The following is a 23,068-nucleotide window of genomic DNA, read 5'->3' as shown; positions in this document are numbered from 1 at the left end:
TTCAAATAGTCCTGCTTTGCTCCATGTCATGAAACAAGAAATACTTCTTTCCATTTCCCCAAATATTTCGGATCATCCCACCTCCCATAGTCAAGTAAACTTAAAGCGATGCCGACGGCCCCTTGAAGCAGGCCTGGATTGTCAATACTGACGGCGTCTTCCAAGTCTTGATAACCGAAGGGAAGCGACTCATCAAACATCCGGATCAGCTTACCAGCCACCCGATCGGAAAACAGGGCAGCCTCTTCATTGCCGGATAGGGTATAAACGAAGTTCGACAAATGCAGTAAACCTGCAAGGCCATGGCAAAACGAGGGGGGCATCGCGTTCAGTTCCTCGTCACCGAGCCTAAAAACTGACCTTGCAGCTTTATCGGCTACCGCTTTCCACTGTTCCTTGCCGCAAATGATGCCCGCTCTCATTAACGTAACGGATACCCCTAAAGTGCCGTGACACCATCCTTCAATCTCCCTCGTTTCTTCCCTTTCCTCTTTACTCCACTGCAAATTTCGCTCGGAAGAAACAGGCCAATACAACCCAAATCGGTCTCGGCGAATTTGCTGGGCCAAATAATCGGCTATACGATCAATTGCAATATGTAAACCTTCCACTTTAAAACCTTTGTGAAGAGCCGTAACCAATAGTGCAAGAGTCCCCGCAAGACCATGAGCCATTCCCAGTCGGATCGTGTCCGGCGCGCTGAAACGAATACCATCCATGAATGAATGTACTTCCTTAACCAGCATGGCAAAAAAGGACTCGGCAATCTCACATATGCCCTCATCTAGATAGCTTTCTAATATATATCTTCCTGCGCCGCTTAAACCATTTATAATCTCCAGCGCATCCAGACCCCAACCTTCCAGCGTATGGTTTGTAAAATGGCTCGCAATAACATGATTAAGATTGGCGCGTGCCTGTGAATAGTTGCTTCGATGATCGGATGCTATTAATAATCCATAGGATAACCCTGTAACTCCCGAAAAAAGTGTAATGTCAGGAGTCCTGAACGACATGTTTTTGAATAAAGACAGCACATGATGATGAATCCGCTCTTTCCACCCGTTCTCCGGTTCAAGCTGATCCCACTCCGCAAAAAGCAACCATATTCCGGGTATGCCGTCGGCTAATGAAGCCGGATTCCAAGGAGCTTGGCCCCTGGAAGGAGACAAATTGGCAGATTTCATAACAGCGTTTTCTATAAATGGCAGATGAATGACTCTTTGCGCTATACTCCTGCTTATGATGATGGATTGTTCTTTTAAATCATTGGACAATCCCATTCTCTTTTTCCCCTTTATTTAAAAATTAATATGTGAGAAAAAGACACGGTTTGAAAAAACCGTGTCTTCTGACCGTATATCTTTGGTTGCATGTCTGCATTACCTTTAGCAAGTTCTGCAGAAAGACAAGCTGATTTTGCAGTTGAGTGTTCCAGTCAAACAAGATGGAGTACAGATTAAGCCGCTGGCAGGTTGTACGTCTTTCGGAGCAACTTCGTTTTTAGCTACTTGCAAGTCCAGATCAAACTGGGTTTTCATAGTATTTCACCTCCTTTATATTTACAATTCGATTATATTATTCCACTTATTAAATAATCTTTATTTGCAACTTAATTATTTCTTAAATAAAGAAAATCTATTAAAAAATTATTAATTAACATTTAATTGCGTTTTAAGGACAGAAGAAAGATGTTCTACCATAATTAGATAGAGCAGTTAAAGGAGGATAAACCTCATGAAAAATGATATATCCATTGTCAAAGAGCATCATTCCGAGCACTTGCCTAGAAAAGCAAAGGAGATCAGCAAAGAAATTGCTGTTCGGCTACGAGACCCCAAATTCGTATTTGAAGCTGTTCACTCCAAAGGCAATGTCATTACGGATTCCGAATTTTTCCCTTGGGGAGACATTTCGTTATCCCATGGTTATCCGGGGAATATTCACCTTTTATCTCTATGGCGTGAAATGGACGACACGTCCGATTGGCAAGAAGCTATTCATTTGAATCTGCTTGAAATCCAATCTTATCTTGCCAAGTATGGAACCCGGGATATTTCACTATTTAGCGGGTGGACCGGTATCGCCTCTTCGGTGTTGGCAGCATCAAATCATGGTGAATTTTATAATCAATTTTTGGAACAGATTCACCAATGGATGGCGTCTTTGATTGAAGAACGGCTTCAAACCGGTACGGAGCTTATGAAACAAAACAACGGAGTTCCGGTCGAAATGTTTGACACCATATCGGGTGCTGCCGGTTTAGGCAGATATCTGCTGAAGAATCCATCTGATCCCAATTTATCCCCTTTAATAGAACCGACGATTAAATTCCTTATCGATCTGACAAAGCCGATCCGCTTGGATGGCAAAACGGTTCCAGGCTGGTTTACGCCCAGTAAACTCCACATCATGGAAAGGGACAGACAACGGTTTTCAATGGGCAGCCTTAATTGTGGAATGGCACATGGCATACCTGGCCCTCTCGCTTTATTATCCACCGCTTATAATAGCGGAATTGAATTATCCGGGCAGTATAGAGCCATTGAATGCATTACTGAGTGGCTGCTCGATGTACAGGGGGAAGACGAATACGGGACCTATTGGCCCCACATGATTCCGTTTGAATACTATAAAAACGACTCTAAACATAACTTACTGCGTCAAAGAGAAGCTTGGTGCTATGGAACGCCTGGGGTCTCATGCGCTTTATATATGGCCTCGACCAGTTTAAACAACATAGAATTAAAGCAGCATGCTCTTCACTCCTTCATCCAATCCGTTAAATACGAATGTGAACAAAAAAATATGAATTCCCCTTCCATATGCCACGGTCTGTCTGGATTGCTTCTAATGTGTTGGCGCATGTGGAATAACAGCAAAGAACCGGCACTCGAACCTTTGATCCATCAATTGAGCGCCGAACTGTTGCAGCGTTTCGATCCAAGTCATCCACTCGGCTTTATGGATGCCGAGCCGGCTGCGGATGGTACGATGCGGTGGCTAACCAAGGCCGGCCTTCTTGAAGGAGCCGCCGGGATTGGTGCGATGCTCTTCGGCATAGCGGAACAGCAAACCAACGACTGGGATTACTTGCTCATGCTGTCTTAAATCATTTAAGAAACATTGTATATTAAGCAAGAAAAAGTAATATATTGAATTATATCTATGAAAAGTAAATTCCAGATAAACAACGAATAAATACAAGATAAATTAACGCACTGGGAATTTACGCTTATTCGTGTAGAAGAAGATAAAATTTGTGCAGCGCAAAAAAGGAGCCTTCGACGAGGAAGACTCCTTTTTTTGATCCCATATATTTCAGTAAAAAGTGGATTCTTGAACTTCTACACCAACGCTTTGGCGGCAATGTCGGTGCGGTTCTGCTTGCCCTCGAACGTAATCCGCTCCGCTTTTTCGTAAGCTTTTTGGCGGGCTTCGGCGATATCGGCGCCCAGTCCGACGACGCCGAGCACACGTCCGCCGCTTGTGACGTATTGCCCCTGCTCATTCAAAGCCGTGCCGGCGTGGAACACGACCGCGTCTTCTTCGTCCGTCGACGGTTCGAGACCGTTGATCGGCCGCCCTTTCGGGTAAGAACCCGGGTACCCTTCGGAAGCAAGAATGACGCACACGGCTGCGCGGTCGCTCCATTCGATATCGACATCGGCCAGCGTGCCGTTGACGGCCGCGAGGAAAATGTCGAGCAGATCGCTTTTCAGCCGCGGCAGCACCACCTGCGTTTCGGGATCGCCGAAACGGGCGTTGAACTCCACCGTCGTCGGCGTGCCGTCCGGCTGGATCATCAGCCCCGCGAACAGGACGCCGCGGAACGGACGGCCTTCGGCCACCAACGCTTTGGCGGTCGGTTTGACGATGGTTTCGATCGCTTTCTCCACGATGGCCGGATCGATATGCGGCAGCGGCGAATAGGTGCCCATGCCGCCGGTATTCGGCCCGCGGTCGCCGTCGAAGATCGGCTTATGATCCTGGGCCGCCGGCATCGGTCGTACCGTCTCCCCGTCGACAAAGGACAAGATCGACATTTCCTGGCCTTCGAGGAACTGCTCGATGACGACCTGCGCGCCGGATTCGCCGAACACTTTGGCGACCATGATATCGTGTAGGGCCTGCCGCGCTTCCTCCATCGTGCGGGCGACCGTCACGCCTTTGCCGGCTGCAAGCCCGTCCGCTTTGATGACGATCGGCGCCTGCTGCGTATTCAAATAAGCCAACGCTGCTTCATGGTTGTCGAATTTTTCGTAAGAGGCCGTCGGGATGCCGTATTTATGAAGCAGATCCTTCATGAACGTTTTGCTGCCTTCGATTTCCGCCGCGTTTTTGCGCGGTCCGAACACCGGAATGTTTTTCGCTTCAAACGCATCGACGATGCCGTCAGCCAGCGGATCATCCGGTCCGACAACGACCAGGCCTACGTTTTTGTCGGCTGCAAAAGCCGTCAGCTTGTCGAATTCATGTACGGCAATCGGCACGCACTCCGCGATTTGCCCGATGCCGGCATTTCCCGGCGCGCAGTAAATCGTTCCCGCTTTGGGGCTTTTCCGCAGCGCCCAGACGATCGCATGCTCCCGGCCCCCGCCGCCAATGACCAAAATATCCATGTTTCGCCTCCTGTAGTTCCCATGTATTATTCAGGCCCCGCCCGCATTCGCTTTATAACGGCAGCAGGCGGAGCCCGATCTCAAGTTTCATATGTCGTTTCTGATATGCCAAGTCCGGCTTTTAGTCGCAATGTGCATATAACATTGGCCGTTCGCCGAATGATGTTTAATGTTTAAAATGTCTAACGCCCGTAAACACCATGGCGATGCCATGCTCGTTTGCGACTTTGATCGACTCTTCGTCGCGGACGGAGCCGCCCGGCTGAATCACGGCCGTGATGCCTGCTTTGGCCGCAAGCTCCAGCGTGTCGCCCATCGGGAAAAAGGCATCGGAAGCCAAGACGGCGCCTTTTGCTTTTTCTCCGGCTTGCTCAATGGCGATTTTCGCCGCACCGACGCGGTTCATTTGCCCGGCGCCGACGCCGACGGTCATGTTGTCCGCAGCGAGAACGATCGCATTGGATTTGACGTGCTTCACGACTTTCCACCCGAACAGCAGCTGCTTGAGTTCTTCCGGCGTCGGTTGACGTTCGGTCACAACTTTGAGGTCGGCCTCATCCAGCGCGTGCACGTCGCTTTCCTGTACGACCATGCCGCCGTCGATGGACGTAACGACAAAACTGCTTTTGCGTTCCCTGGAGGATCCGAATTCGCCCATTTTGAGGAGACGGATGTTTTTCTTTTTCGTCAAAATGTCGAGCGCTTCCTCGGTGAAGCCCGGCGCCAGGATGATTTCGAGGAAAATTTCGCTCAGCAGCTTCGCGGTATCGCTGTCGATGATCCGGTTCGCCGCGACGATGCCGCCGAAAATCGAGGTCGGGTCCGCGCTGTACGCTTTTTCATAAGCTTCCAAAATGCTTTCGCCCACGCCGACGCCGCAAGGGTTCATGTGCTTCACGGCGACGACCGCCGGTTCGTCGAATTCTTTCACGATTTGCAGCGCTGCATTGGCATCATTGATGTTGTTATACGACAATTCCTTCCCATGAAGCTGCTCCGCCGTCGTCAGCGTGCCGGATGGAGCCAGCGGTTTGCGGTAAAAGGCCGCTTTTTGATGCGGATTTTCCCCATAGCGGAGGTCCTGGATTTTCTCGTAGGTCACGGTAAAACGTTCCGGCAGCGGATCGCCGGTCACGTTCGACAAATAATCGGCGATCAGGGCGTCGTATGCGCCTGTATGGCGGAAGACTTTGGCTGCAAGCTGTTTGCGCGTCTCCAGGGTGGTGTCCCCTTGCTCGCGGATTTGCTCGATCACGGTGCCGTAATCGCCCGAATCCACGACGACCGTTACGAACGCATGGTTTTTGGCAGCCGAACGGAGCATGGTCGGTCCGCCGATGTCGATGTTTTCAATGGCGTCTTCATACGTCACATCCGGTTTTGCGATCGTTTCCTGGAACGGATACAGGTTAACGACAACGAGATCGATATAACCCAGCCCCAAATCCTTCATCTGCTGCTGATGGTCCGCGCTGTCGCGAATGGCCAGCAGGCCGCTGTGAACCGCGGGATGAAGCGTTTTGACGCGTCCGTCCAAAATTTCGGGAAACCCCGTCACGTCGGAAATGCCGATCACCGGCACGCCTTCTTTTGCCAAAAGGCTTTTGGTTCCGCCCGTCGAAATGATTTCCACGCCCAGTGCAGACAGCTCGCGGCAAAAATCTACGATGCCTGTTTTATCCGAAACGCTTACCAGCGCTCTTTTCATACCCACAATATGCTCCTCCTTTGTCGTAGAGGATGGTGGAAATTCCTCGATCACGGCTTTGCGGCCGCTTTTCCATCATCCTCGCGTTAATACGCTAACATTCGGGTGATCGTTTTTTTATTTCCCGAGAAATATCGAATGGTCTCCGTGTTTCTCTCCCTCAACATGCCGGTCATGACAAAACATCGGAATATTCACATTCCTTAGCCGAACTTGTCGTCTCCTTCAGCGAAAAATGCATCAAATCATTCCACGATTGTAACCTGTCTGCCTTCCAGCTTGACCCGTCCTTGGGCAAACCAGGATACGACCTCGGGATACAGTTCTCTCTCCACGGCATGGACCGCTTGCGCAAAAGACTCCGGCGTTTCGCCTGATGCGATCGGGATCGCCGCCTGAGCGATAATCGGCCCCGTGTCCATCCCTTCGTCGACAAAATGAACCGTCACGCCGCTTACTTTTACGCCGTATGCCAAAGCCTGTCCAATCGCGTCTTTCCCGGGAAATGCCGGCAGCAGCGACGGGTGGATGTTGATGAGGCGTCCGCTGTATTTTCCGACGATCACGGGCGTCAGCAGCCGCATGTATCCCGCAAGCACGACAAGATCCACGCCATGCGCCTCAAGCTGTTCGACGATTACGCGTTCGTAAGCTTCCCGGGACTCGTAATCCTTCGGTTTGAACAGGAAGGCGGGGATGCCCAGCAGCTCAGCTCGTCCCACGACAGGCGCCGACGGTTTGTCGCAAACGAGCAACGCGATTTCGGCTTTGCCAAGCCTGCCTGCATCTACCGCTTCGGCCAACGCTTGAAAATTGCTGCCTTCGCCCGATGCAAATACAGCGATACGGTAAACGCCCATTAAACGTCAGCCCCCGTAAACGTCACGATCGATTCGCCCGCCGTCACCTTGCCGATGATATAGGCCTCTTCCCCTTGTTCCTTCAAAAAGCCGACCGCTTTTTCCGCGTCTTCAGCCTTGACGACAAGAACCAGCCCGATGCCCATATTAAACGTCGTAAACATATCGCGGTTTGAAATGGAGCCTTTGCGCTGCATCAGCTTAAAGATCGGCAGAATCGGCCAGGAGCCGTATTCGATGTCGACGTTGACGTGATCCGGCAGCATCCGCGGAATATTTTCGATGAACCCGCCGCCGGTGATGTGCGCCATGCCTTTGACCGGCAGCTGCTCCAGGAGGGCCAGCAGCGGTTTGACGTAGATTTTCGTAGGCGCAAGAAGCGTGTCTCCCAAGGTGCCTCCCAGCTCCGGAATTGAATCCTGCAGGCTGTAACCCTCCTGCTCAAGGAGTAGCTTGCGAACCAGAGAAAAGCCGTTGCTATGCACGCCGCTGGACGAAAGTCCGATCACCGCGTCGCCGGGGGTAATGTCCGCGCCGTTAATGATTTTGCTTTTGTCGACGACGCCGACGGTGAAGCCGGCAATGTCGTATTCGCCTTCGGCGTACATGCCGGGCATCTCAGCCGTTTCGCCGCCGATCAGCGCGCAGCCGGCCTGATGGCAGCCTTCGGCGATGCCGGCCACGATGGCTTCGATTTTTTCGGGCACGACTTTGTCGCACGCGAGATAATCCAGGAAAAACAGCGGTTCGGCGCCCTGCACGACGATATCGTTGACGCACATGGCGACGGCATCGATCCCGATCGTATCGTGGCGGTCCATCGCAAAGGCGATTTTCAGCTTCGTGCCGACTCCGTCCGTGCCCGACACGAGCACCGGTTCCTCATATTTCTCCTTGTTTAATCCGAACAATGCACCGAAGCCGCCGAGATCGGTCATCACTTCGGGACGGAACGTCCGTTTCACGTGCTTTTTCATGCGTTCTACCGCTTCATTCCCTGCCGCGATATCGACGCCGGCGTTTTTGTAGGCCTCAGACACTTCCCACGACACTTCCCTTCCATTTTATATCAATGATTGATGAAAACGAGCGTTAACGTATACGTGATAAAATTTTTATCTGATGAACTTTCACGGCTGTCATCATGGTCAAACGCTTAACAACCGCAGCCGAACTTCTCTTCGCCGTCGAAATCGAGGCGCGTCGGGTAATCGTTGTCGAAGCAGGCCAGGCAAAGACCGCCTTTATAATCCGCCTCGTTATTTCCCGCGATTGCCGCGATCAACCCTTCGGGGCTTAAAAATGCCAGCGAATCCGCATTGATCTCCCGACAAATTTCTTCCACGGTCCGTGACGAAGCGATCAGCTCGCGCCGGTCCGGCGTGTCGATGCCGTAAAAGCAAGGGTTTTTGAACGGCGGCGACGTAATCCGCACATGCACCTCGACGGCGCCCGCATCGCGGAGCAGATTGACGATCCGTCTCGAAGTCGTACCGCGGACGATCGAATCGTCGATCATGACGACGCGCTGTCCTTCCACCACGCGGCGCACGGCGCTCAGCTTCATCTTGACGCCTTGCTCGCGCAGCTCCTGGCTCGGCTGGATGAACGTCCGGCCGGTGTATTTGTTTTTGATGAGACCCAGCTCATACGGAATCCCGGTCTGTTCGGCATAACCGATGGCCGCCGAAATGCTGGAATCCGGCACGCCGGTCACGATGTCCGCATCGACAAACGATTCGATCGCCATTTGGCTGCCCATCCGTTTGCGCGCCGCATGCTGGTTCGAGCCGTTCATGTCGCTGTCGGGGCGCGCAAAGTAGATGTATTCCATCGCGCATAGCGCTTTGCGGTGTTTTTTCTCGTCAAAACGGCCTTCATGCAGCCCTTCGCGGTCCAGCACCAGCAGCTCGCCCGGCTCGATGTCGCGCACGAATTCCGCGCCGATCGTCTCAAACGCGCACGTCTCGGAAGCGAAAATATAGGCATCGCCGAGTTTGCCCATGCTGAGCGGGCGCAGGCCGTGAGGGTCGGAAGCCACCAACAGCTTGTCGTTCGTCATGATCAGGAACGCATAACCGCCGACGATCCGGTTAAACGCATCTTTCGCCGCTTCCACCAAATCCTTCGGGGAACGGGCGATTAAATGCGCGATCACCTCGGTGTCGCTTGTCGTTTGGAAAATCGAGCCGCTTTCCTCCAGCTCGCGGCGGATTTGCGGCGCATTGACGATATTGCCGTTGGTTGCCACGGCGAGATCCCCCGCGCGGTATTTGAATACGAGCGGCTGCGCGTTCGCCAGCTTGCTGTCGCCGCTGGTCGAATACCGGACATGGCCGATGGAGATGGAGCCGGCAAGAGACGACAGCAGGTCTTTGTCGAAGACCTCCTTCACCAGCCCCATGCCGCGGTGGAAATGAAACTCCTGACCGTCGCTGACGCATATCCCGGCGCTTTCTTCCCCCCGGTGCTGCAGGGCATGCAGCCCGTAATAGGAAAGGGATGCGGCATCGGAGTGTCCGTACACCCCGAATACGCCGCATTCTTCCTTTAATTTGTCGAACAGGCCTTCCTTGCCGGCCCCTTCGTTATAATAGTCTCCGGTCCACAGCGGCTGGGATGCTATTTCATGAGACATGGAATCGCATCCTCCCAGACCTGGCGCAAACCTTCCACCGGTTCGTTCACGGCCTGCGCGTCGTTGATCGTCACGGCCAGGCTTTCGCCGCCGACGGAACCGATCCGCGTCACGGGCACTCCGCGTTCGGACAGATAGGCTTCCAGCTTGTCGGCTTGCTCCCGGCTTGCGGACAGCAGAATCCGCGACTGCGATTCGCTGAAGAGCGCCACGTCGCTGCGCAGCGGCGTGCTGAGCGAAACTTGGGCGCCGATGGAACCGCTGATGCAGGATTCCGCCAAAGCGACCGCGAGCCCGCCTTCGGACAGGTCATGCGCGGACTGCACGAGTCCGCTTTGAATGGCGCCGAGCACGCCTGCAAGCAGTTTTTTCTCCGTATCCAAATCCAATACCGGCGGACGTCCTTCCGTAACACCGTGAACGGCATATTGGAATTCGCTGCCTCCAAGTTCGGCTTTCGTGTCGCCGAGCAGGAAGATGACGTCACCTTCCTGTTTGAAGCCTTGGGTTGTAATATGGTCCGTATCATGCAGCAGGCCGACCATGCCGACCACCGGCGTCGGGTAAATCGCGCCGCTCGCGTTTTCGTTGTACAAGCTCACGTTGCCGCCGATGACCGGCGTGTCGAGCACGCGGCAGGCTTCGGCCATGCCGTCGACCGCGCGTTCCATTTGCCAGAAGATGTCCGGCTTTTCCGGGCTGCCGAAGTTCAGGTTGTCCGTAATCGCCAGCGGCTCCGCGCCGGAGCAGACGATGTTGCGGGCCGCCTCGCTGACGGCGATTTTGCCGCCGACTTCCGGATCGAGGTACACGTAACGGCCGTTGCAGTCCGTCGTCATGGCGAGCCCTTTGCGCGTACCGTCGATCGTGATCACCGCCGCATCCGAACCCGGGCGCACCGCCGTACTGGTGCGGACCATATAGTCGTATTGGTTGTACACCCACGCCTTGCTGGCGACGGTCGGAGAAGCCAGTACCTTTTTCAGGGCGCCGCCCAGATCTTTGACTTCTTCATAACGCAGCGTATCTACGTTTTCGTTTTCTACATAATAAGCAGGCACGCTCGATGGCTTCTCGTATACCGGGCACTCGTCGACCAGCGCCTGTACCGGCATGTCGCCGACCAGCTCGCCATGATGGAACAGCTTCAAACGTCCGTCGTCCGTCACTTTGCCGACTTTGGCGCAGATGACGCCCCAACGCTCGAAAATTTCCATGGCTTGGGCTTCGTCCTTCGGTTCAACGACGAACAGCATCCGTTCCTGCGATTCGGAAAGCATCATCTCATACGGCGTCATGCCTTCCTCGCGCTGCGGCACCTGGTCCAGGTACAGCTCGAGGCCGTTGCCCGCCTTGCTCGCCATTTCCGCGCTGGAGCAGGTGAGGCCTGCTGCGCCCATATCCTGAATGCCGAGCACGATACCGGTGTCGATCAGCTCAAGGCAGGCTTCCATCACGAGTTTTTCCATGAACGGATCGCCGACCTGAACGGCCGTTTTCTTGGCTTCCGACTCTTCGCTCAGCTCCACGGAGGCGAACGTCGCGCCATGGATGCCGTCGCGGCCCGTCGGAGGTCCGACGTAAAATACCGGGTTGCCGACGCCTTTGGCGACGCCGCGCTGGATTTTGTCATGATCGATGAGTCCGACGCACATCGCGTTGACGAGCGGATTGCCGTCGTAGCTGTTGTCGAACATCACTTCGCCCGCCACGGTCGGAATGCCGATGCAGTTGCCGTATCCCGCGATGCCGGAAACGACATGTTCAAACAAGTATTTGACGCGTTCGCTCTCTAGCTTGCCGAAACGGAGGGAATTCAAGAGGGCTACCGGTCTTGCGCCCATGGAGAAAATGTCGCGGATGATGCCGCCCACCCCGGTCGCCGCGCCTTGGTAAGGTTCAACCGCCGATGGATGGTTATGGCTTTCGATTTTGAATACGACGGCCTGGTTGTCGCCGATGTCGACGATGCCCGCGCCTTCGCCAGGACCCATCAGGACGCGAGGCCCGCTGGTCGGGAAGCGGCGCAAAAGCGGCTTCGAGTTTTTGTACGCGCAATGCTCGGACCACATGACGCTGAAAACGCCGATTTCCGTATAGTTCGGGAGGCGGCCCATAAACGAGCAAATCAGTTCATATTCGCTGTCCGATACGCCAAACTGCTGATAAATTTTCTGTTCCGCAATCTGCTGTGCGGTCGGTTCCTTAGCGGACACTTGCTGTGCCATGGGTATCCCTCCAAGCCTTCAGGATTGATGTAAACATGCGTTTTCCGTCCGCAGAGCCGAGCAATTCGCTGACCGCCCGCTCCGGATGCGGCATCATGCCGACGACGTTGCCCCGTTTGTTGGAAATGCCGGCAATGTCGGCCAGGGAGCCGTTCGGATTGTCCTTGTACGTAAACACGATCTGGTTATTTTGCTGAAGCTCTTTTAACGTCTCTTCGTCGCAATAATAATTGCCTTCGCCATGGGCGATCGGGATGACGATTTCTTCGTTCGGCGCAAAATCGTTCGTAAACGGCGTTTTATTGTTCACGACCTGAAGCACCGTGTCATGGCAGCGGAATTTCAGGGACGTGTTGCGGAGCAGCACGCCGGGCAGCAAGCCCGCTTCCGTCAAAATCTGAAACCCGTTGCAGATGCCAAGAATGTATTTGCCTTCTTCCGCCGCTTTCGCCACTTCGCTCATGACCGGAGCAAACCGGGAAATCGCCCCGCAGCGCAGGTAGTCGCCGTACGAAAAACCGCCCGGAACCAGAATGCAGTCATATGCGGAAAGATCGGTAGCCGTATGCCACACGTAATCGACAGGCTCTCCAACCGTTTCCTGCACCGCTTTGTAGCAGTCGATGTCGCAGTTGGAGCCAGGAAAAACGAGAACTGCAAATTTCATGGATGTTAGCCCTCCAATTCGTAACGGTAATCCTCAACCACCGTGTTTGCCAAAAGCTTTTCGCACATCTCTTTGACGCGGCGCTCGGCCTCGGCACGGTCATCCGTGTCCAGGCTAAGTTCCATATATTTGCCGATGCGCACACTCTCTACTTCCTGAAACCCCATCGAATGCAGCGTTCCCTTCACCGCAACGCCTTGCGGATCGAGTACGCCCTGCTTAATCGTGACATAGACCGTAGCTTTCAACATATTCCTCTAGTTCCTCCTCAGGTTAGATCGATAGAATGAGCTGATGATAAATGCTATTTTAAGGCTCAATACTTACATTAGTTCCTGTACTATTTATGACGTAGAGTTCCTTTTAAAACCTTCTATTCATGTTAACAGGCCTTACGCCCGCTCGGTCAACCGATGATAAATATCCTGATAGCGGCGGGTGGTTTCTTCCACCACTTCCGCCGGAAGCGGATCCGGCTGGCTGTTTTGGTCCCATGTCGTCGACGCCAGATACGTGCGGACAGGCTGTTTGTCCATGCTGTCGATTTCGATGTCCAGCGCATATTTTTCTTTCGCCCAGAACCGGGAGCAATCCGGAGTGAAAATTTCGTCGATGAGGATGACCCGGCCGTCCAGGATGCCGAATTCGAACTTGCAGTCCGCCAGAATGATGCCGCGCTCCGCGCAGTAGTCCCTGGCAAACCCATACAGCTTCAAGCTTTTCTCCTGCAGCTCAAGGGCAAGTTCCTGGCCGATCATCGCCTTCATTTGATCCATCGAAATGTCTTCGTCGTGCCCGACGTCGTTTTTCGCGGCCGGCGTGAAGATCGGCTCCGGAAACGCCTCGTTTTTCCGCATGCCCTCGGGAAGCTTGATCCCGTTGACTTCGCCCGAAGCTTGATACTGCTTCCAACCGCCTCCGGTAATGTAACCCCGGACCACGCATTCGATGTCGATGCGTTTCGCTTTGCGGACGACCATGATCCGGTCCTTCAAAAGCGTTTTGTCCTTCGCGATAGGTCCGAGGCGCTCCACGTCGGTATGCACCACGTGATTGTCCATCAGCTCCCGCGTTTGGTCGAACCAGAAGGCGCTGAGCCGGTTCAGGACGTTTCCTTTTTCCGGCACGGCGGGCTCCAGCACGTAATCAAAAGCGGATATCCGGTCCGTGACGACGATCAGCGTATGTTCCCCCAGATCGTACAGCTCGCGAACCTTGCCTTTGTAAAGCAGCGGCGCATCAATAAGTTCCACAGCGGTGGATACGGCCGGTGATGTCATGTGACTCCTCCCCATGTTGTGGATCAACATTGAAATTAGATTTTTGACGAAGTATACCGCTTCGGTAATGCTTTTCGATGCGGTATAAGTTGAACCAATAATTTGAACGGATAAAGGCAGCCGGGTGAAATGTTCTTTCGATCGCTGTCGTTCCTTGATTTCCATGATTTAACATTCATTAAGGTAGAAATCCGCTCTCAAAGGCGAACGCTTCGCTTCTCTAGAATCATTTCTCCCTCTTGCCTATTCCTTATCCATTTCTTTAGTTCAACTTATATAGCTTTCTTTCGGAAAGCTTTTATAGAAAGAATCGATTCCGTCCCCTCCGCTACTTTCGCCTCATTAAAATCAAAAGTCCAATGTTGATCCACTTTTTTTCTTTATATCAAACCAAGTCTTTTGAAAATCGTATCCACATGCTTCAAATGCCAGGATGGGTTAAACGCGTCTTCGATGTCCTCAGGGCTCAGCACGCTTGTAATTTCCGGCGTGGCCTCGATGATCTCGCGGAACTGGCGCTGCTCCTCCCATGCCTGCATTGCCCGCGGCTGCACGGTATCGTACGCCTGCTCGCGGCTGAAGCCTTTGTCGATCAGCTTGGTCATGACGCGTCCGGAGAACGGCACGCCGAAGGTGCGGCTCATGTTGCGCTTCATATTTTCCGGGAATACCGTCAAGTTTTTCACGATATTGCCGAAACGGTTCAGCATATAGTTGATCAGCATCGTCGCATCCGGCAAAATGACGCGCTCCACCGAGGAATGCGAAATGTCGCGTTCATGCCAAAGCGCCACGTCTTCGTACGCCGTGACCATATGGCCGCGGATGACGCGGGACAGGCCGGAAATGTTCTCGCAGCCGATCGGGTTGCGTTTATGCGGCATGGCCGACGAACCCTTTTGGCCCTTCGCAAAAGCTTCCTCCACCTCGCGGACCTCGCTCTTTTGCAGGGCACGGATTTCCGTCGCGAATTTGTCCATCGACGTCGCGATCAGCGCCAGCGTCGCCATATATTCGGCATGGCGGTCGCGCTGCAGCGTTTGCGTCGAAATCGGAGCCGGGCTGATGCCGAGCTTGCGGCACACGAATTCTTCGACGAACGGATCGATGTTCGCGTACGTGCCGACGGCGCCGGAAATTTTGCCGAATTCCACGCCTTTGGCCGCATGGCGGAAACGCTCGAGGTTCCGTTTCATTTCTTCATGCCACAACGCCATTTTGAGTCCGAACGTCGTCGGTTCGGCATGAACGCCGTGCGTGCGTCCCATCATCGGCGTGTCTTTGTAAGCAATCGCTTTGTCTTTCAAAATGTCGATAAAGCGGATCAAATCCTGCTCGATGATTTCGTTCGCCTGGCGCAGCAGGTAACCGAGCGCCGTATCCACTACGTCGGTCGACGTCAGGCCGTAATGCACCCATTTGCGTTCCTGCCCGAGGCTTTCGGACACGGTACGCGTAAAAGCGATGACGTCATGGCGCGTCTCCTGCTCGATTTCGTAAATGCGGTCGATGTCAAAGGACGCCTTCTCCCGCAGCAGCTTGGCGTCTTCCTTCGGAATGACCCCGAGCTCCGCCCATGCCTCGCAAGCGCAAATCTCGACTTCGAGCCAAGCCTTAAACTTGTTTTCTTCGGTCCAAATGGCCCGCATTTCCGGTCTGCTGTAACGTTCGATCATGAATTATCCTTGCCTCCAAATATGAGTTTGTTCGACCCAATCCAGCGCATGCTGGACGTCTTTGCACAACAAATTGATATGTCCCATTTTGCGGCCTGTCTTGCTTTCAGTTTTTCCATATAAATGAAGCTTAGGCACGATGCCGAATTCATTCAGCGAAGGATCCGGCACCCCTGCCCGCTTCACGGCTTCATCCAAATGCTGCCCTAATACGTTCACCATGACGACCGGGCTGAGCAGCGTCGTATCCCCCAGCGGAAGATTGCAAATCGCGCGGATATGCTGCTCGAACTGCGAGGTGGCGCAAGCCTCCATCGTGTAATGCCCGGAGTTGTGGGGACGCGGCGCAACCTCGTTGACGTACAGTCCGCCGTCCTCCGTCACGAACATCTCGACGGCCAGAAGTCCGGCCACGTTCAGACTTTCCGCCAGCCGTTCCGCCAGCTTCCGCGCCTCCCGCTGGATGCTTTCCTCGACCCGGGCAGGGACGATCGACAGATGCAAAATGCCGTTCACGTGAATGTTTTCCGACACCGGAAAGCTTTTGATCTCCCCTTTTGGGCTGCGGGCGGCGATGACGGAAACTTCGGCGCGGAACGGAATGAATTTCTCCAAAACCAGTTCGCTGCCGGATGCCGCCAGCTCCCGGTATGCCGTTTCCAGTTCGTCCGCTTCGCGAATGACCGCCTGCCCTTTGCCGTCATATCCTCCGGTTGCCGTTTTCAGCACGCAGGGAAGACCAAGCTCGCCGGCCGCGACGACCAGGCTTTGCAAATCCGTCACTTCGCGGTACGGGGCAACGGGAACGCCCGCCGCTTCGATCGCCCGCTTTTCGCGCAATCGGTGCTGGGTGGTGTACAGCAGGGCGCTGCCCTGCGGCACGTAGGATTCCCGCTCCAGCAAGGCGGCAACGCCGGCGTCGACATTTTCGAATTCGTACGTGATGACGTCCGACCGTTCTGCCAGCTTCCGCGCCGCTTCTTCATCGCCGTAGGCCGCTTCGATCTGCGGCGTCACTTGTCCGCACGGCGAACCGGGCGTCGGATCGAGCGTGACGAACCGGTATCCCATGGCCGTCCCGGCAAGCGCCATCATCCGCCCGAGCTGGCCTCCGCCCAAAACGCCGATCGTCGCTCCCGGGAGGAGCGTTTTTGCTTGGAGCTGGTTTGGCTGTACGTTACTCATAGCGAATCACTGCTTTCCATCACTTCGTTGCGGATGTGATCCCGCCGCGCTTGCACCCGGTTCTGGATGACAGGGTCCGAGGCTCCCAAAATTTGAGCTGCCAATAGTCCCGCGTTTGTCGCGCCGGCCTGGCCGATGGCCACCGTCGCCACCGGAATGCCCCCAGGCATCTGCACGATGGACAGCAGCGAATCCAGTCCGTTCAGCGCTTTCGTCTGCACCGGCACGCCGATCACCGGCAGCACCGTTTTGGCGGCGACCATCCCCGGCAAATGCGCGGCTCCGCCCGCTCCGGCGATAATGACCTTAATTCCCCGCTGCGCGGCTTCTTCCGCAAAAGAAAACATCAAATCCGGCGTCCGATGCGCCGAAACGACCTTTTTCTCATAAGGAATGTTTAATTCATCGAGCACCTTGCAGGCGTGCTGCATCGTTTCCCAATCCGACTTGCTGCCCATAATCACTGCGACCAATGCTGACATGCTTTCTACCTACTTTCCTGTGGTTTTCTCAAAAAAGCGTTCTGCTATGGATGATGCCTTTTCTAGTGAAAGCCGAAAATAAGACCAAAAGGCCCGGTCCCAAGAAAATGGAGATTTTCAGGCTACCGGACCATGTCAGGAATACGCAGGCGAACCCGGGACGCTGCCTACGGATAAAAGCTGGCGCCAAGGCGGAAGGAGGTACTGGCCTCCCCTGCGGTATTCCCTCGTAGTCCGGAAATTTACGGTTTCCGGGTAGAAACTTCCGGGCCTTATTCCCGGCATTATACGAGTCGTTTTTAATTGAAAGTTGTAGATGATTGGCGAAAGTCTCCGGTAAGGCGACTTACACTTATCAGTTTAACAATCCCCTACATCACATGTCAACTCAAACCCGAACAATTAAAATGAATATGATTACAATGTTCGTTTTTTCGGTCCGTCCAACTAAAAAGCAAGCCAGTATGCCTTTCGATTCCGGCACACTGGCTTACGTTTTTTATATTTTCGCTTTATTTAATCACAAGAACAGGTATGCGCGCATGCTGCACCACGTTATGGCTGACGCTGCCAAGCACGAATTCGCGGATTCCGCCAAGTCCCCGGCTGCCGATCACGATCACGTCCGAGCCATGCTCCTGGGCCAATTTCAAAATGGTTTCCGCAGGCGCCCCTTGAATCAATTCCGCGCTGTAGTTCACGCCCGCATCGTCCAAGCGTCTTTTCGCTTCTTCAACCGTCTGTTCCGCAAGATCGTAATAATCCTTGTTTACGGAGGCGGGAATCGGCGCCAATCCTTCACCGATAAACACGCGAGGGAAATCGAACGCATGCACGACTTTAATCACCGAGCCGGGGGCCGCTTGCGCAAGCTCGACCGCCTTGTCGAGCGCCCGGTTGGACGCTTTGGAACCGTCGTAAGCCAGAAGGATGTTGGAAAATAACATGTGAACCCACCTCTTCTTTCTCTGTTTTGTTGGACCGCCGCAACTTTGCTGAAGCCGGTAACCTTCTCTTTTTATTACACGCAAAGATAAAGGAAGAAACTTCTAGTCAAAGCCTCGGAGCCACAGGAAACAAACCGTCGTAAAAGAAAGAAATTCGATGATGCCCGTCAATAGGGTCTTGCCTCAGGTCGATGCGGAAAGCCTTACCTCAAAAAATAGGCGTACAGAACGGCATTGATGAACAGCAGCACCGGGATGCCGATCCGGAAGCTCAAGTGGCGCGTTTTATGGCGCTTGCGGTACATGGCGATCCATACGCCCAGCGCCCCGCCGATGGCCGCCAGCAAAAACAGCGTTTTTTCCGGCACGCGGTCGCGCCTGTTTCTTGCCCTTTTCTTATCTTCCGACATGACCAGGTAGCCCACAGCATTGATAAAAATAAACCATACCCAAAGGGCTGTCCTCACCCGGAGAACCACCTCCGTTCTTACTGCCTACCTTCATTATAAATCCGCATCCCGGCGGAAACAATGGACAAACTCCAAACCATAACGGAAGATAAACCCGCAAAAGATCGGATGGCGTCGATATTCGTCGTTACTTGTCGTTTTTCTGCTCCAAGGCCGCTTTTAACAGCTCGCCCAGGTTGGATACGGCAGCCGATTCCTGTTTGGCATATTTTTCGACCAGTTTGCGCGCTTCCCTTTTGTTGACGTGGTTATGATCCTTATTGAGCGTTTCGGTAAAACCGCATGGCAGGCACTGCACGTACAAGCCGGCTTTGCCTTCCTTGAGCTCCATTTTTTTGTGGCATGTCGGGCAGCGGCGATTGGACAGCCTTTTTTCGTCCGAACGGCGGTAGCCGCAGTCATCGCTCGGGCATACCAGCAGTTTGCCGCGTTTGCCTTTTTTCTCGAGGAGTCGGGTTCCGCACTGCGGGCAGTGGCTGTTCGAGACGTTATGCGGTTTGTAACCTGCAGAGCTGTTTTTGACCTCGGCCACCAGCTCCTTGGACATTTGGCGAATGCCCTCGATAAACGGCTCCGGCTTGCCTTGGCCGCGGGCGATTTTTTCGAGTTCGGCTTCCCAGCGGGCGGTCAGTTCCGGCGTACGCAGCTCGGGCGCTACCAGCTCGATCAGCTGTTTTCCTTTTCCGGTCGGATGCAGCAGATTGCCTTGACGCTCGATCGTATCGGAATTGATCAATTTTTCAATGATGTCGGCCCGCGTCGCAGGCGTCCCGAGTCCATGCTTTTCCATCTGCGAGAGGAGGCTGGCTTCGGTGTAACGCTTCGGCGGAAGCGTTCTTCCTTTCTGGACGTGCACGCGCTGCACTTTCACCGAATCGCCCTCGCGAAGCTCGGGGAGCAATACCGGACTGTCGTCGTTATCCCCGTCGTTGTCGTCGTCGGACAAATCGTCCGCATCCGCGCCGTACACTTCCCGCCAGCCGGCATCCTTGATCGTGGTGCCTTTGACGTGAAGCTGCTCGCCTTCGACCTGCACGACGACGCTGACGTTGTCATAACGGGCAGGCGGATAAAACAGGCTGATAAACCGGCGCACGATCAGATCGTACAGCTTGCGCTCCTCCGTGCTTAGCTGGTTCAGCAGCACCGTCTCTTCCGTCGGAATGATGGCATGGTGATCGCTGACCTTGGAGTCGTCGACGATCCGTTTGGACGTAGGCAGGTTTTTGCGCAAAAGCGGACGGGCCAGCTGGGCATACGGGCCGACGGCCACGCTCTCCAGGCGTTCCTTCAGCGTATGAACCATATCCGACGTTAAATAACGGCTGTCCGTGCGCGGATAGGTGACAAGCTTATGCTGCTCATACAGGCGCTGCAGCACGTTGGACGTCTGCTTGGCGGAAAATCCGTATTTGCGGTTGGCGTCCCGCTGAAGTTCGGTAAGGTCATAAGCGAGCGGATGCGGCTCGACCTTCTCCGATTTTTTCACCTGCGTGACTTTCCCGTATTGTCCTTCGAGTTTCTTTTTGATCGTATCGGTCTGCTGGCGCTCGAAGATGCGCGCATCCCCGTTTTTGCCGCGCCAGGTTGCCGTGAAGCTGCCAAAATCGGCCTTCAGCGTCTCGTATTCCTGGGACCGGAAATTCACGATTTCATTTTCCCGGTTCATGATCATACCGAGCGTCGGGGTCTGTACCCGCCCTGCGGACAGCTGCGCCCCGAATTTGACGGTCAATGCCCGGGTGACGTTCAGCCCGATCATCCAGTCGGCTTCGGCCCGGCAGCGCGCCGATTCGTACAATCGGTCGAACTGGTTGCCCGGACGCAGCGAAGCAAAACCCTCCTTGATCGCTTTGTCGGTTTGCGAGGAAATCCACAGGCGCTGGAACGGTTTGTTCCAATGGGACATTTTCATGATCCACCGGGCCAGAAGCTCCCCTTCGCGCGCCGCGTCGGTGGCGATGATCAGTTTGTTGATATCCTGGCGTTTGGTCAGCGACTGCACGATTTTAAACTGGTGGCTGGTTTCACGGAGCACCTTCAGCTTCATCGTTTTCGGCAAAATCGGCAAATCCTCCAGATTCCAGGTTGCGTATTTGTGGTCGTAATCTTCGGGTTCGGCCAGGCCGACCAGATGCCCTAGCGCCCAAGTCACGATATATTGTGGGCCTTCAAAATATCCCTTATGCTTTTCCCTGCTGCCCATAACCCGCGCGATTTCGCGAGCCACGGACGGTTTTTCGGCTAAAACGAGCGATTTCATTATGTATCCACCCTTTCTTCCGTCCTATTATAACATTGATTGCGGCTGCGAATGCAAAGGAGGATGAAACCCGACCGATTTGGTTCAAGTCGTGAAACGACAAAATCCCCTCAGTGGGCATCACGTCCGATGACGGTACCTTTCTGAAGGGATTTCAGGTGGTGCGGTGTTCGCCTAATCCTGTTCCTGCTTCGGAATCTCGTTCAGGCTCGGCGGAAATTTAGCAGCTTTATCCGGATGCAGCGTTACGTTTTCCTCTTTCCTGCTCGCTCGGTTTTGCTGGTTGTTGATTTTGAGCGGTTTATGATGCGGCATGCTTATCCCCCCTTACCGTTTAGCCATCCCCTGATCCGCGTCGAATTATCCATGACTGCGTTCGGTTTCTTTTAATAGAAGATAAGCATCAAAATAATGCGTCCCGGCCCCGGCTTGTCCGCTTACGTAAATGCGGCCGTCCGTCACCTCGGACCTCTTGACCTGAATTTCATCGCCCAAGCGGGCTTCGTGATGATACGTAATTCGGAATTCGGCGTACGTTAGACCGGCAAGCTCGTCCGGGGTCAACGTATCCATACATAAATCGGCGTAACGCGAATTGTTCAGATGGCCGTTGGCGTCGATCCCGCTGTATCGCACCACGGATCGGTACGCATCCCGAAGAGGGACGTCCTCCGGGATGGTGACTTTATCCGGCGTTTCGCCCGCCGAGTCCTCTTCGTTGATGTAGACGTCAAACGGGAATTTGGACGGTCTCAGCATTCTCCTTTTTTCAATGTCGACCAGCGCCCAAATGCTGCAAGCTTCAGCAATGATCTCCCCGCCGGAATAGATCCGGAAATCCCGCTGCCACAGCGCTCCCTTCGGTCCTTTGTTCCAGGTTTCGATCGCGATCTCCTCGAGCGCCTTCGGCATCCGACCGATGCGCAAATCCATCGTCATCAGCATCCAGCCCATACCCGCTTCGATCATCTGGTCTCTCGTCGCCCCTAGCTGCTCCAAATCGGCATCGGCCGTTCTTTGGGCGAGCGACAGCAGCACCGACAACCTTGCTTCGGATTTATAATCGATATCGTTGGAATGTATCAGGTAGGTTTCTGTCCATTTGTTGCCCATAGCTCTCTCCCTTTTTGAGTAAAAATTGAGGCGTCCCGGCGCGTACCTTTTTCGTTGTCCGAATTTTTCATGAATTTCAGTCTGCGCATATCCTCTTATGTATTAAAAGCTCGGGAATGCTCATCCTAAAGGTAATCCATCCACCGGGTAATGAAGCGAATGTTACGGATTTCATGGCCTTCACGTTAAGGGTTCGGGGGTTGTCATCCCATACATACAGCATACTCCTAGTTTTTATTTTATTCAAAGCGGCGTAATCGCCGTCATATTCAGGGAAGTTCCCTTGCTCCGCCATCCGGTCAGATCGGATCATGCTCGATGTCATGATGCCCCAAATAGACGGAATTCAAGCATGCAAGGAAGTTCGTGAGGATGGCGGGGATAGAAAAGCCCGCCAAAATTATTATGCTTTGACGGGCTTCCAGGCTTTATGTGGATATCGATATTTCTGCTACGGCTTAGCTTCAAAAGATAGTTCGCAAACTTACAGAACGACCTTTAAACGCTTTCAAAAGTTCGTGATTCAAAAAATGTGAATAGAAATTTAAGAATATCCACGTTTGAACCTTTCATGCCATGAATCTGTGTATTATGGGGATTATTTTGTGAATTTGTGGAAAACTTTTTGTGAAAAACTACAAAATTACAAAAATCGATTATTTTTTCTGTGCATAAGTCCATTTTCCGATATAAAAAGAGAGGGAATTGTGGACGAAATTTTCCGGATTCAAAAAGATATCCACAAATAGGGACAAAAAAACCACTGTCAATGTTTCATCAACAGTGGTTCTTCGCTTGGCAGCGTCCTACTCTCCCAGGACCCTTCGGTCCAAGTACCATCGGCGCTGGAGGGCTTAACGGTCGTGTTCGGGATGGGTACGCGTGGAACCCCTCCGCTATCGCCACCAAACGATTCAAGTGCTTTGATC

The 23,068-nt window shown here is 53.6% G+C and carries 20 protein-coding genes, 1 rRNA gene and 1 riboswitch; of the genes, 1 reads left to right on the top strand and 20 read right to left on the bottom strand.

Features of this window, described 5'->3' with window-relative positions; all coding sequences use genetic code 11:
• Positions 1-26: 26 nt before the first annotated feature.
• Entirely contained in the window at positions 27-1,283 is a 1,257-nt protein-coding gene (locus AC27KL_RS23155) for a lanthionine synthetase C family protein (RefSeq protein ID WP_487171225.1), read from the bottom strand.
• A gap of 105 nt (positions 1,284-1,388) precedes the next feature.
• On the bottom strand, positions 1,389-1,541 hold the full coding sequence (locus tag AC27KL_RS23150; protein WP_310862384.1) for an FDLD family class I lanthipeptide: 153 nt from the start codon (positions 1,539-1,541) through the stop codon (positions 1,389-1,391).
• A 196-nt stretch (positions 1,542-1,737) separates the two neighbouring features.
• Here AC27KL_RS23150 and AC27KL_RS23145 point away from each other — a divergent pair, with 196 nt between their 5' ends.
• Positions 1,738-3,111 (top strand): lanthionine synthetase C family protein, encoded by a 1,374-nt coding sequence (locus AC27KL_RS23145; protein ID WP_487171224.1) that lies wholly within the window; start codon positions 1,738-1,740, stop codon positions 3,109-3,111.
• Positions 3,112-3,347: 236 nt separating this feature from the next.
• Here AC27KL_RS23145 and purD read toward each other — a convergent pair whose 3' ends face one another.
• The 18 genes from purD to rrf form a co-directional block, all read right to left on the bottom strand.
• Positions 3,348-4,622: a phosphoribosylamine--glycine ligase gene (purD, locus tag AC27KL_RS23140; protein ID WP_339323447.1), complete on the bottom strand. Its 1,275-nt coding sequence runs from the start codon at positions 4,620-4,622 to the stop codon at positions 3,348-3,350.
• 166 nt (positions 4,623-4,788) lie between these two features.
• Positions 4,789-6,336 (bottom strand): bifunctional phosphoribosylaminoimidazolecarboxamide formyltransferase/IMP cyclohydrolase, encoded by a 1,548-nt coding sequence (purH, locus tag AC27KL_RS23135; RefSeq protein ID WP_487171223.1) that lies wholly within the window; start codon positions 6,334-6,336, stop codon positions 4,789-4,791.
• A gap of 239 nt (positions 6,337-6,575) precedes the next feature.
• Positions 6,576-7,190, bottom strand: a complete 615-nt coding sequence (purN, locus tag AC27KL_RS23130) for a phosphoribosylglycinamide formyltransferase (RefSeq protein ID WP_487171222.1) — start codon at positions 7,188-7,190, stop codon at positions 6,576-6,578.
• Complete coding sequence (purM, locus tag AC27KL_RS23125; RefSeq protein WP_487171221.1) at positions 7,190-8,230, bottom strand: phosphoribosylformylglycinamidine cyclo-ligase; 1,041 nt, start codon at positions 8,228-8,230, stop codon at positions 7,190-7,192. The genes purN and purM overlap by 1 nt, the downstream gene beginning before the upstream one ends.
• 116 nt (positions 8,231-8,346) lie before the next feature.
• Entirely contained in the window at positions 8,347-9,828 is a 1,482-nt protein-coding gene (purF, locus tag AC27KL_RS23120) for an amidophosphoribosyltransferase (RefSeq protein ID WP_339323443.1), read from the bottom strand.
• Positions 9,813-12,056 (bottom strand): phosphoribosylformylglycinamidine synthase subunit PurL, encoded by a 2,244-nt coding sequence (purL, locus tag AC27KL_RS23115; RefSeq protein WP_487171220.1) that lies wholly within the window; start codon positions 12,054-12,056, stop codon positions 9,813-9,815. Before purL ends, purF begins: the two co-directional genes overlap by 16 nt.
• On the bottom strand, positions 12,034-12,723 hold the full coding sequence (gene purQ, locus AC27KL_RS23110; protein ID WP_036714264.1) for a phosphoribosylformylglycinamidine synthase subunit PurQ: 690 nt from the start codon (positions 12,721-12,723) through the stop codon (positions 12,034-12,036). The genes purL and purQ overlap by 23 nt, the downstream gene beginning before the upstream one ends.
• Positions 12,724-12,728: 5 nt before the next feature.
• Positions 12,729-12,974 carry a phosphoribosylformylglycinamidine synthase subunit PurS gene (gene purS, locus AC27KL_RS23105; RefSeq protein WP_487171219.1) on the bottom strand — a complete coding sequence of 82 codons (246 nt, stop codon included), beginning with the start codon at positions 12,972-12,974 and terminating at the stop codon, positions 12,729-12,731.
• Positions 12,975-13,115: 141 nt separating this feature from the next.
• Positions 13,116-14,003, bottom strand: coding sequence for a phosphoribosylaminoimidazolesuccinocarboxamide synthase (locus AC27KL_RS23100; RefSeq protein WP_487171218.1), 888 nt, complete (start codon positions 14,001-14,003; stop codon positions 13,116-13,118).
• Positions 14,004-14,383: 380 nt separating this feature from the next.
• Positions 14,384-15,679 carry an adenylosuccinate lyase gene (gene purB, locus AC27KL_RS23095; protein ID WP_212952432.1) on the bottom strand — a complete coding sequence of 432 codons (1,296 nt, stop codon included), beginning with the start codon at positions 15,677-15,679 and terminating at the stop codon, positions 14,384-14,386.
• Between the two features lie 3 nt (positions 15,680-15,682).
• Complete coding sequence (purK, locus tag AC27KL_RS23090; protein ID WP_487171217.1) at positions 15,683-16,864, bottom strand: 5-(carboxyamino)imidazole ribonucleotide synthase; 1,182 nt, start codon at positions 16,862-16,864, stop codon at positions 15,683-15,685.
• Positions 16,861-17,346 carry a 5-(carboxyamino)imidazole ribonucleotide mutase gene (purE, locus tag AC27KL_RS23085; RefSeq protein WP_487171216.1) on the bottom strand — a complete coding sequence of 162 codons (486 nt, stop codon included), beginning with the start codon at positions 17,344-17,346 and terminating at the stop codon, positions 16,861-16,863. The genes purK and purE overlap by 4 nt, the downstream gene beginning before the upstream one ends.
• Positions 17,347-17,556: 210 nt before the next feature.
• A riboswitch (purine riboswitch) is annotated at positions 17,557-17,658 on the bottom strand.
• 200 nt (positions 17,659-17,858) lie between these two features.
• Entirely contained in the window at positions 17,859-18,293 is a 435-nt protein-coding gene (locus AC27KL_RS23080) for a universal stress protein (protein ID WP_487171215.1), read from the bottom strand.
• 203 nt (positions 18,294-18,496) lie between these two features.
• Positions 18,497-18,760, bottom strand: coding sequence for a DUF1294 domain-containing protein (locus AC27KL_RS23075; RefSeq protein WP_036714253.1), 264 nt, complete (start codon positions 18,758-18,760; stop codon positions 18,497-18,499).
• A 130-nt stretch (positions 18,761-18,890) separates the two neighbouring features.
• Complete coding sequence (locus tag AC27KL_RS23070; RefSeq protein ID WP_487171214.1) at positions 18,891-21,026, bottom strand: DNA topoisomerase III; 2,136 nt, start codon at positions 21,024-21,026, stop codon at positions 18,891-18,893.
• A gap of 174 nt (positions 21,027-21,200) precedes the next feature.
• Positions 21,201-21,341 (bottom strand): hypothetical protein, encoded by a 141-nt coding sequence (locus tag AC27KL_RS23065; protein ID WP_197070048.1) that lies wholly within the window; start codon positions 21,339-21,341, stop codon positions 21,201-21,203.
• A 45-nt stretch (positions 21,342-21,386) separates the two neighbouring features.
• The gene (locus AC27KL_RS23060) at positions 21,387-22,139 is read right to left on the bottom strand and encodes an acyl-[acyl-carrier-protein] thioesterase (protein ID WP_487171213.1); all 753 of its coding nucleotides are present in this window, start codon (positions 22,137-22,139) and stop codon (positions 21,387-21,389) included.
• Positions 22,140-22,932: 793 nt separating this feature from the next.
• A 5S ribosomal RNA gene (gene rrf / locus AC27KL_RS23055) occupies positions 22,933-23,049 on the bottom strand.
• Between the last annotated feature and the right edge of the window lie 19 nt (positions 23,050-23,068).

The organism is Paenibacillus sp. YAE3 (genome assembly GCF_057546105.1).
Note: the sequence above shows the minus strand (reverse complement) of the source record. Positions and strands in the feature narration are given on the sequence as shown.

Coding starts and splice junctions, on each gene's coding strand:
- purB (WP_212952432.1), bottom strand. CDS start 15,679: ATGATCGAACGTTACAGCAGACCGGAAATGCGGGCCATTTGGACCGAA.
- purD (WP_339323447.1), bottom strand. CDS start 4,622: ATGGATATTTTGGTCATTGGCGGCGGGGGCCGGGAGCATGCGATCGTC.
- purF (WP_339323443.1), bottom strand. CDS start 9,828: ATGTCTCATGAAATAGCATCCCAGCCGCTGTGGACCGGAGACTATTAT.
- purN (WP_487171222.1), bottom strand. CDS start 7,190: ATGGGCGTTTACCGTATCGCTGTATTTGCATCGGGCGAAGGCAGCAAT.
- purK (WP_487171217.1), bottom strand. CDS start 16,864: ATGAGTAACGTACAGCCAAACCAGCTCCAAGCAAAAACGCTCCTCCCG.
- purS (WP_487171219.1), bottom strand. CDS start 12,974: ATGTTGAAAGCTACGGTCTATGTCACGATTAAGCAGGGCGTACTCGAT.
- purE (WP_487171216.1), bottom strand. CDS start 17,346: ATGTCAGCATTGGTCGCAGTGATTATGGGCAGCAAGTCGGATTGGGAA.
- purL (WP_487171220.1), bottom strand. CDS start 12,056: ATGGCACAGCAAGTGTCCGCTAAGGAACCGACCGCACAGCAGATTGCG.
- AC27KL_RS23145 (WP_487171224.1), top strand. CDS start 1,738: ATGAAAAATGATATATCCATTGTCAAAGAGCATCATTCCGAGCACTTG.
- AC27KL_RS23150 (WP_310862384.1), bottom strand. CDS start 1,541: ATGAAAACCCAGTTTGATCTGGACTTGCAAGTAGCTAAAAACGAAGTT.
- AC27KL_RS23060 (WP_487171213.1), bottom strand. CDS start 22,139: ATGGGCAACAAATGGACAGAAACCTACCTGATACATTCCAACGATATC.
- AC27KL_RS23100 (WP_487171218.1), bottom strand. CDS start 14,003: ATGACATCACCGGCCGTATCCACCGCTGTGGAACTTATTGATGCGCCG.
- AC27KL_RS23155 (WP_487171225.1), bottom strand. CDS start 1,283: ATGGGATTGTCCAATGATTTAAAAGAACAATCCATCATCATAAGCAGG.
- AC27KL_RS23065 (WP_197070048.1), bottom strand. CDS start 21,341: ATGCCGCATCATAAACCGCTCAAAATCAACAACCAGCAAAACCGAGCG.
- AC27KL_RS23070 (WP_487171214.1), bottom strand. CDS start 21,026: ATGAAATCGCTCGTTTTAGCCGAAAAACCGTCCGTGGCTCGCGAAATC.
- purQ (WP_036714264.1), bottom strand. CDS start 12,723: ATGAAATTTGCAGTTCTCGTTTTTCCTGGCTCCAACTGCGACATCGAC.
- AC27KL_RS23080 (WP_487171215.1), bottom strand. CDS start 18,293: ATGTTATTTTCCAACATCCTTCTGGCTTACGACGGTTCCAAAGCGTCC.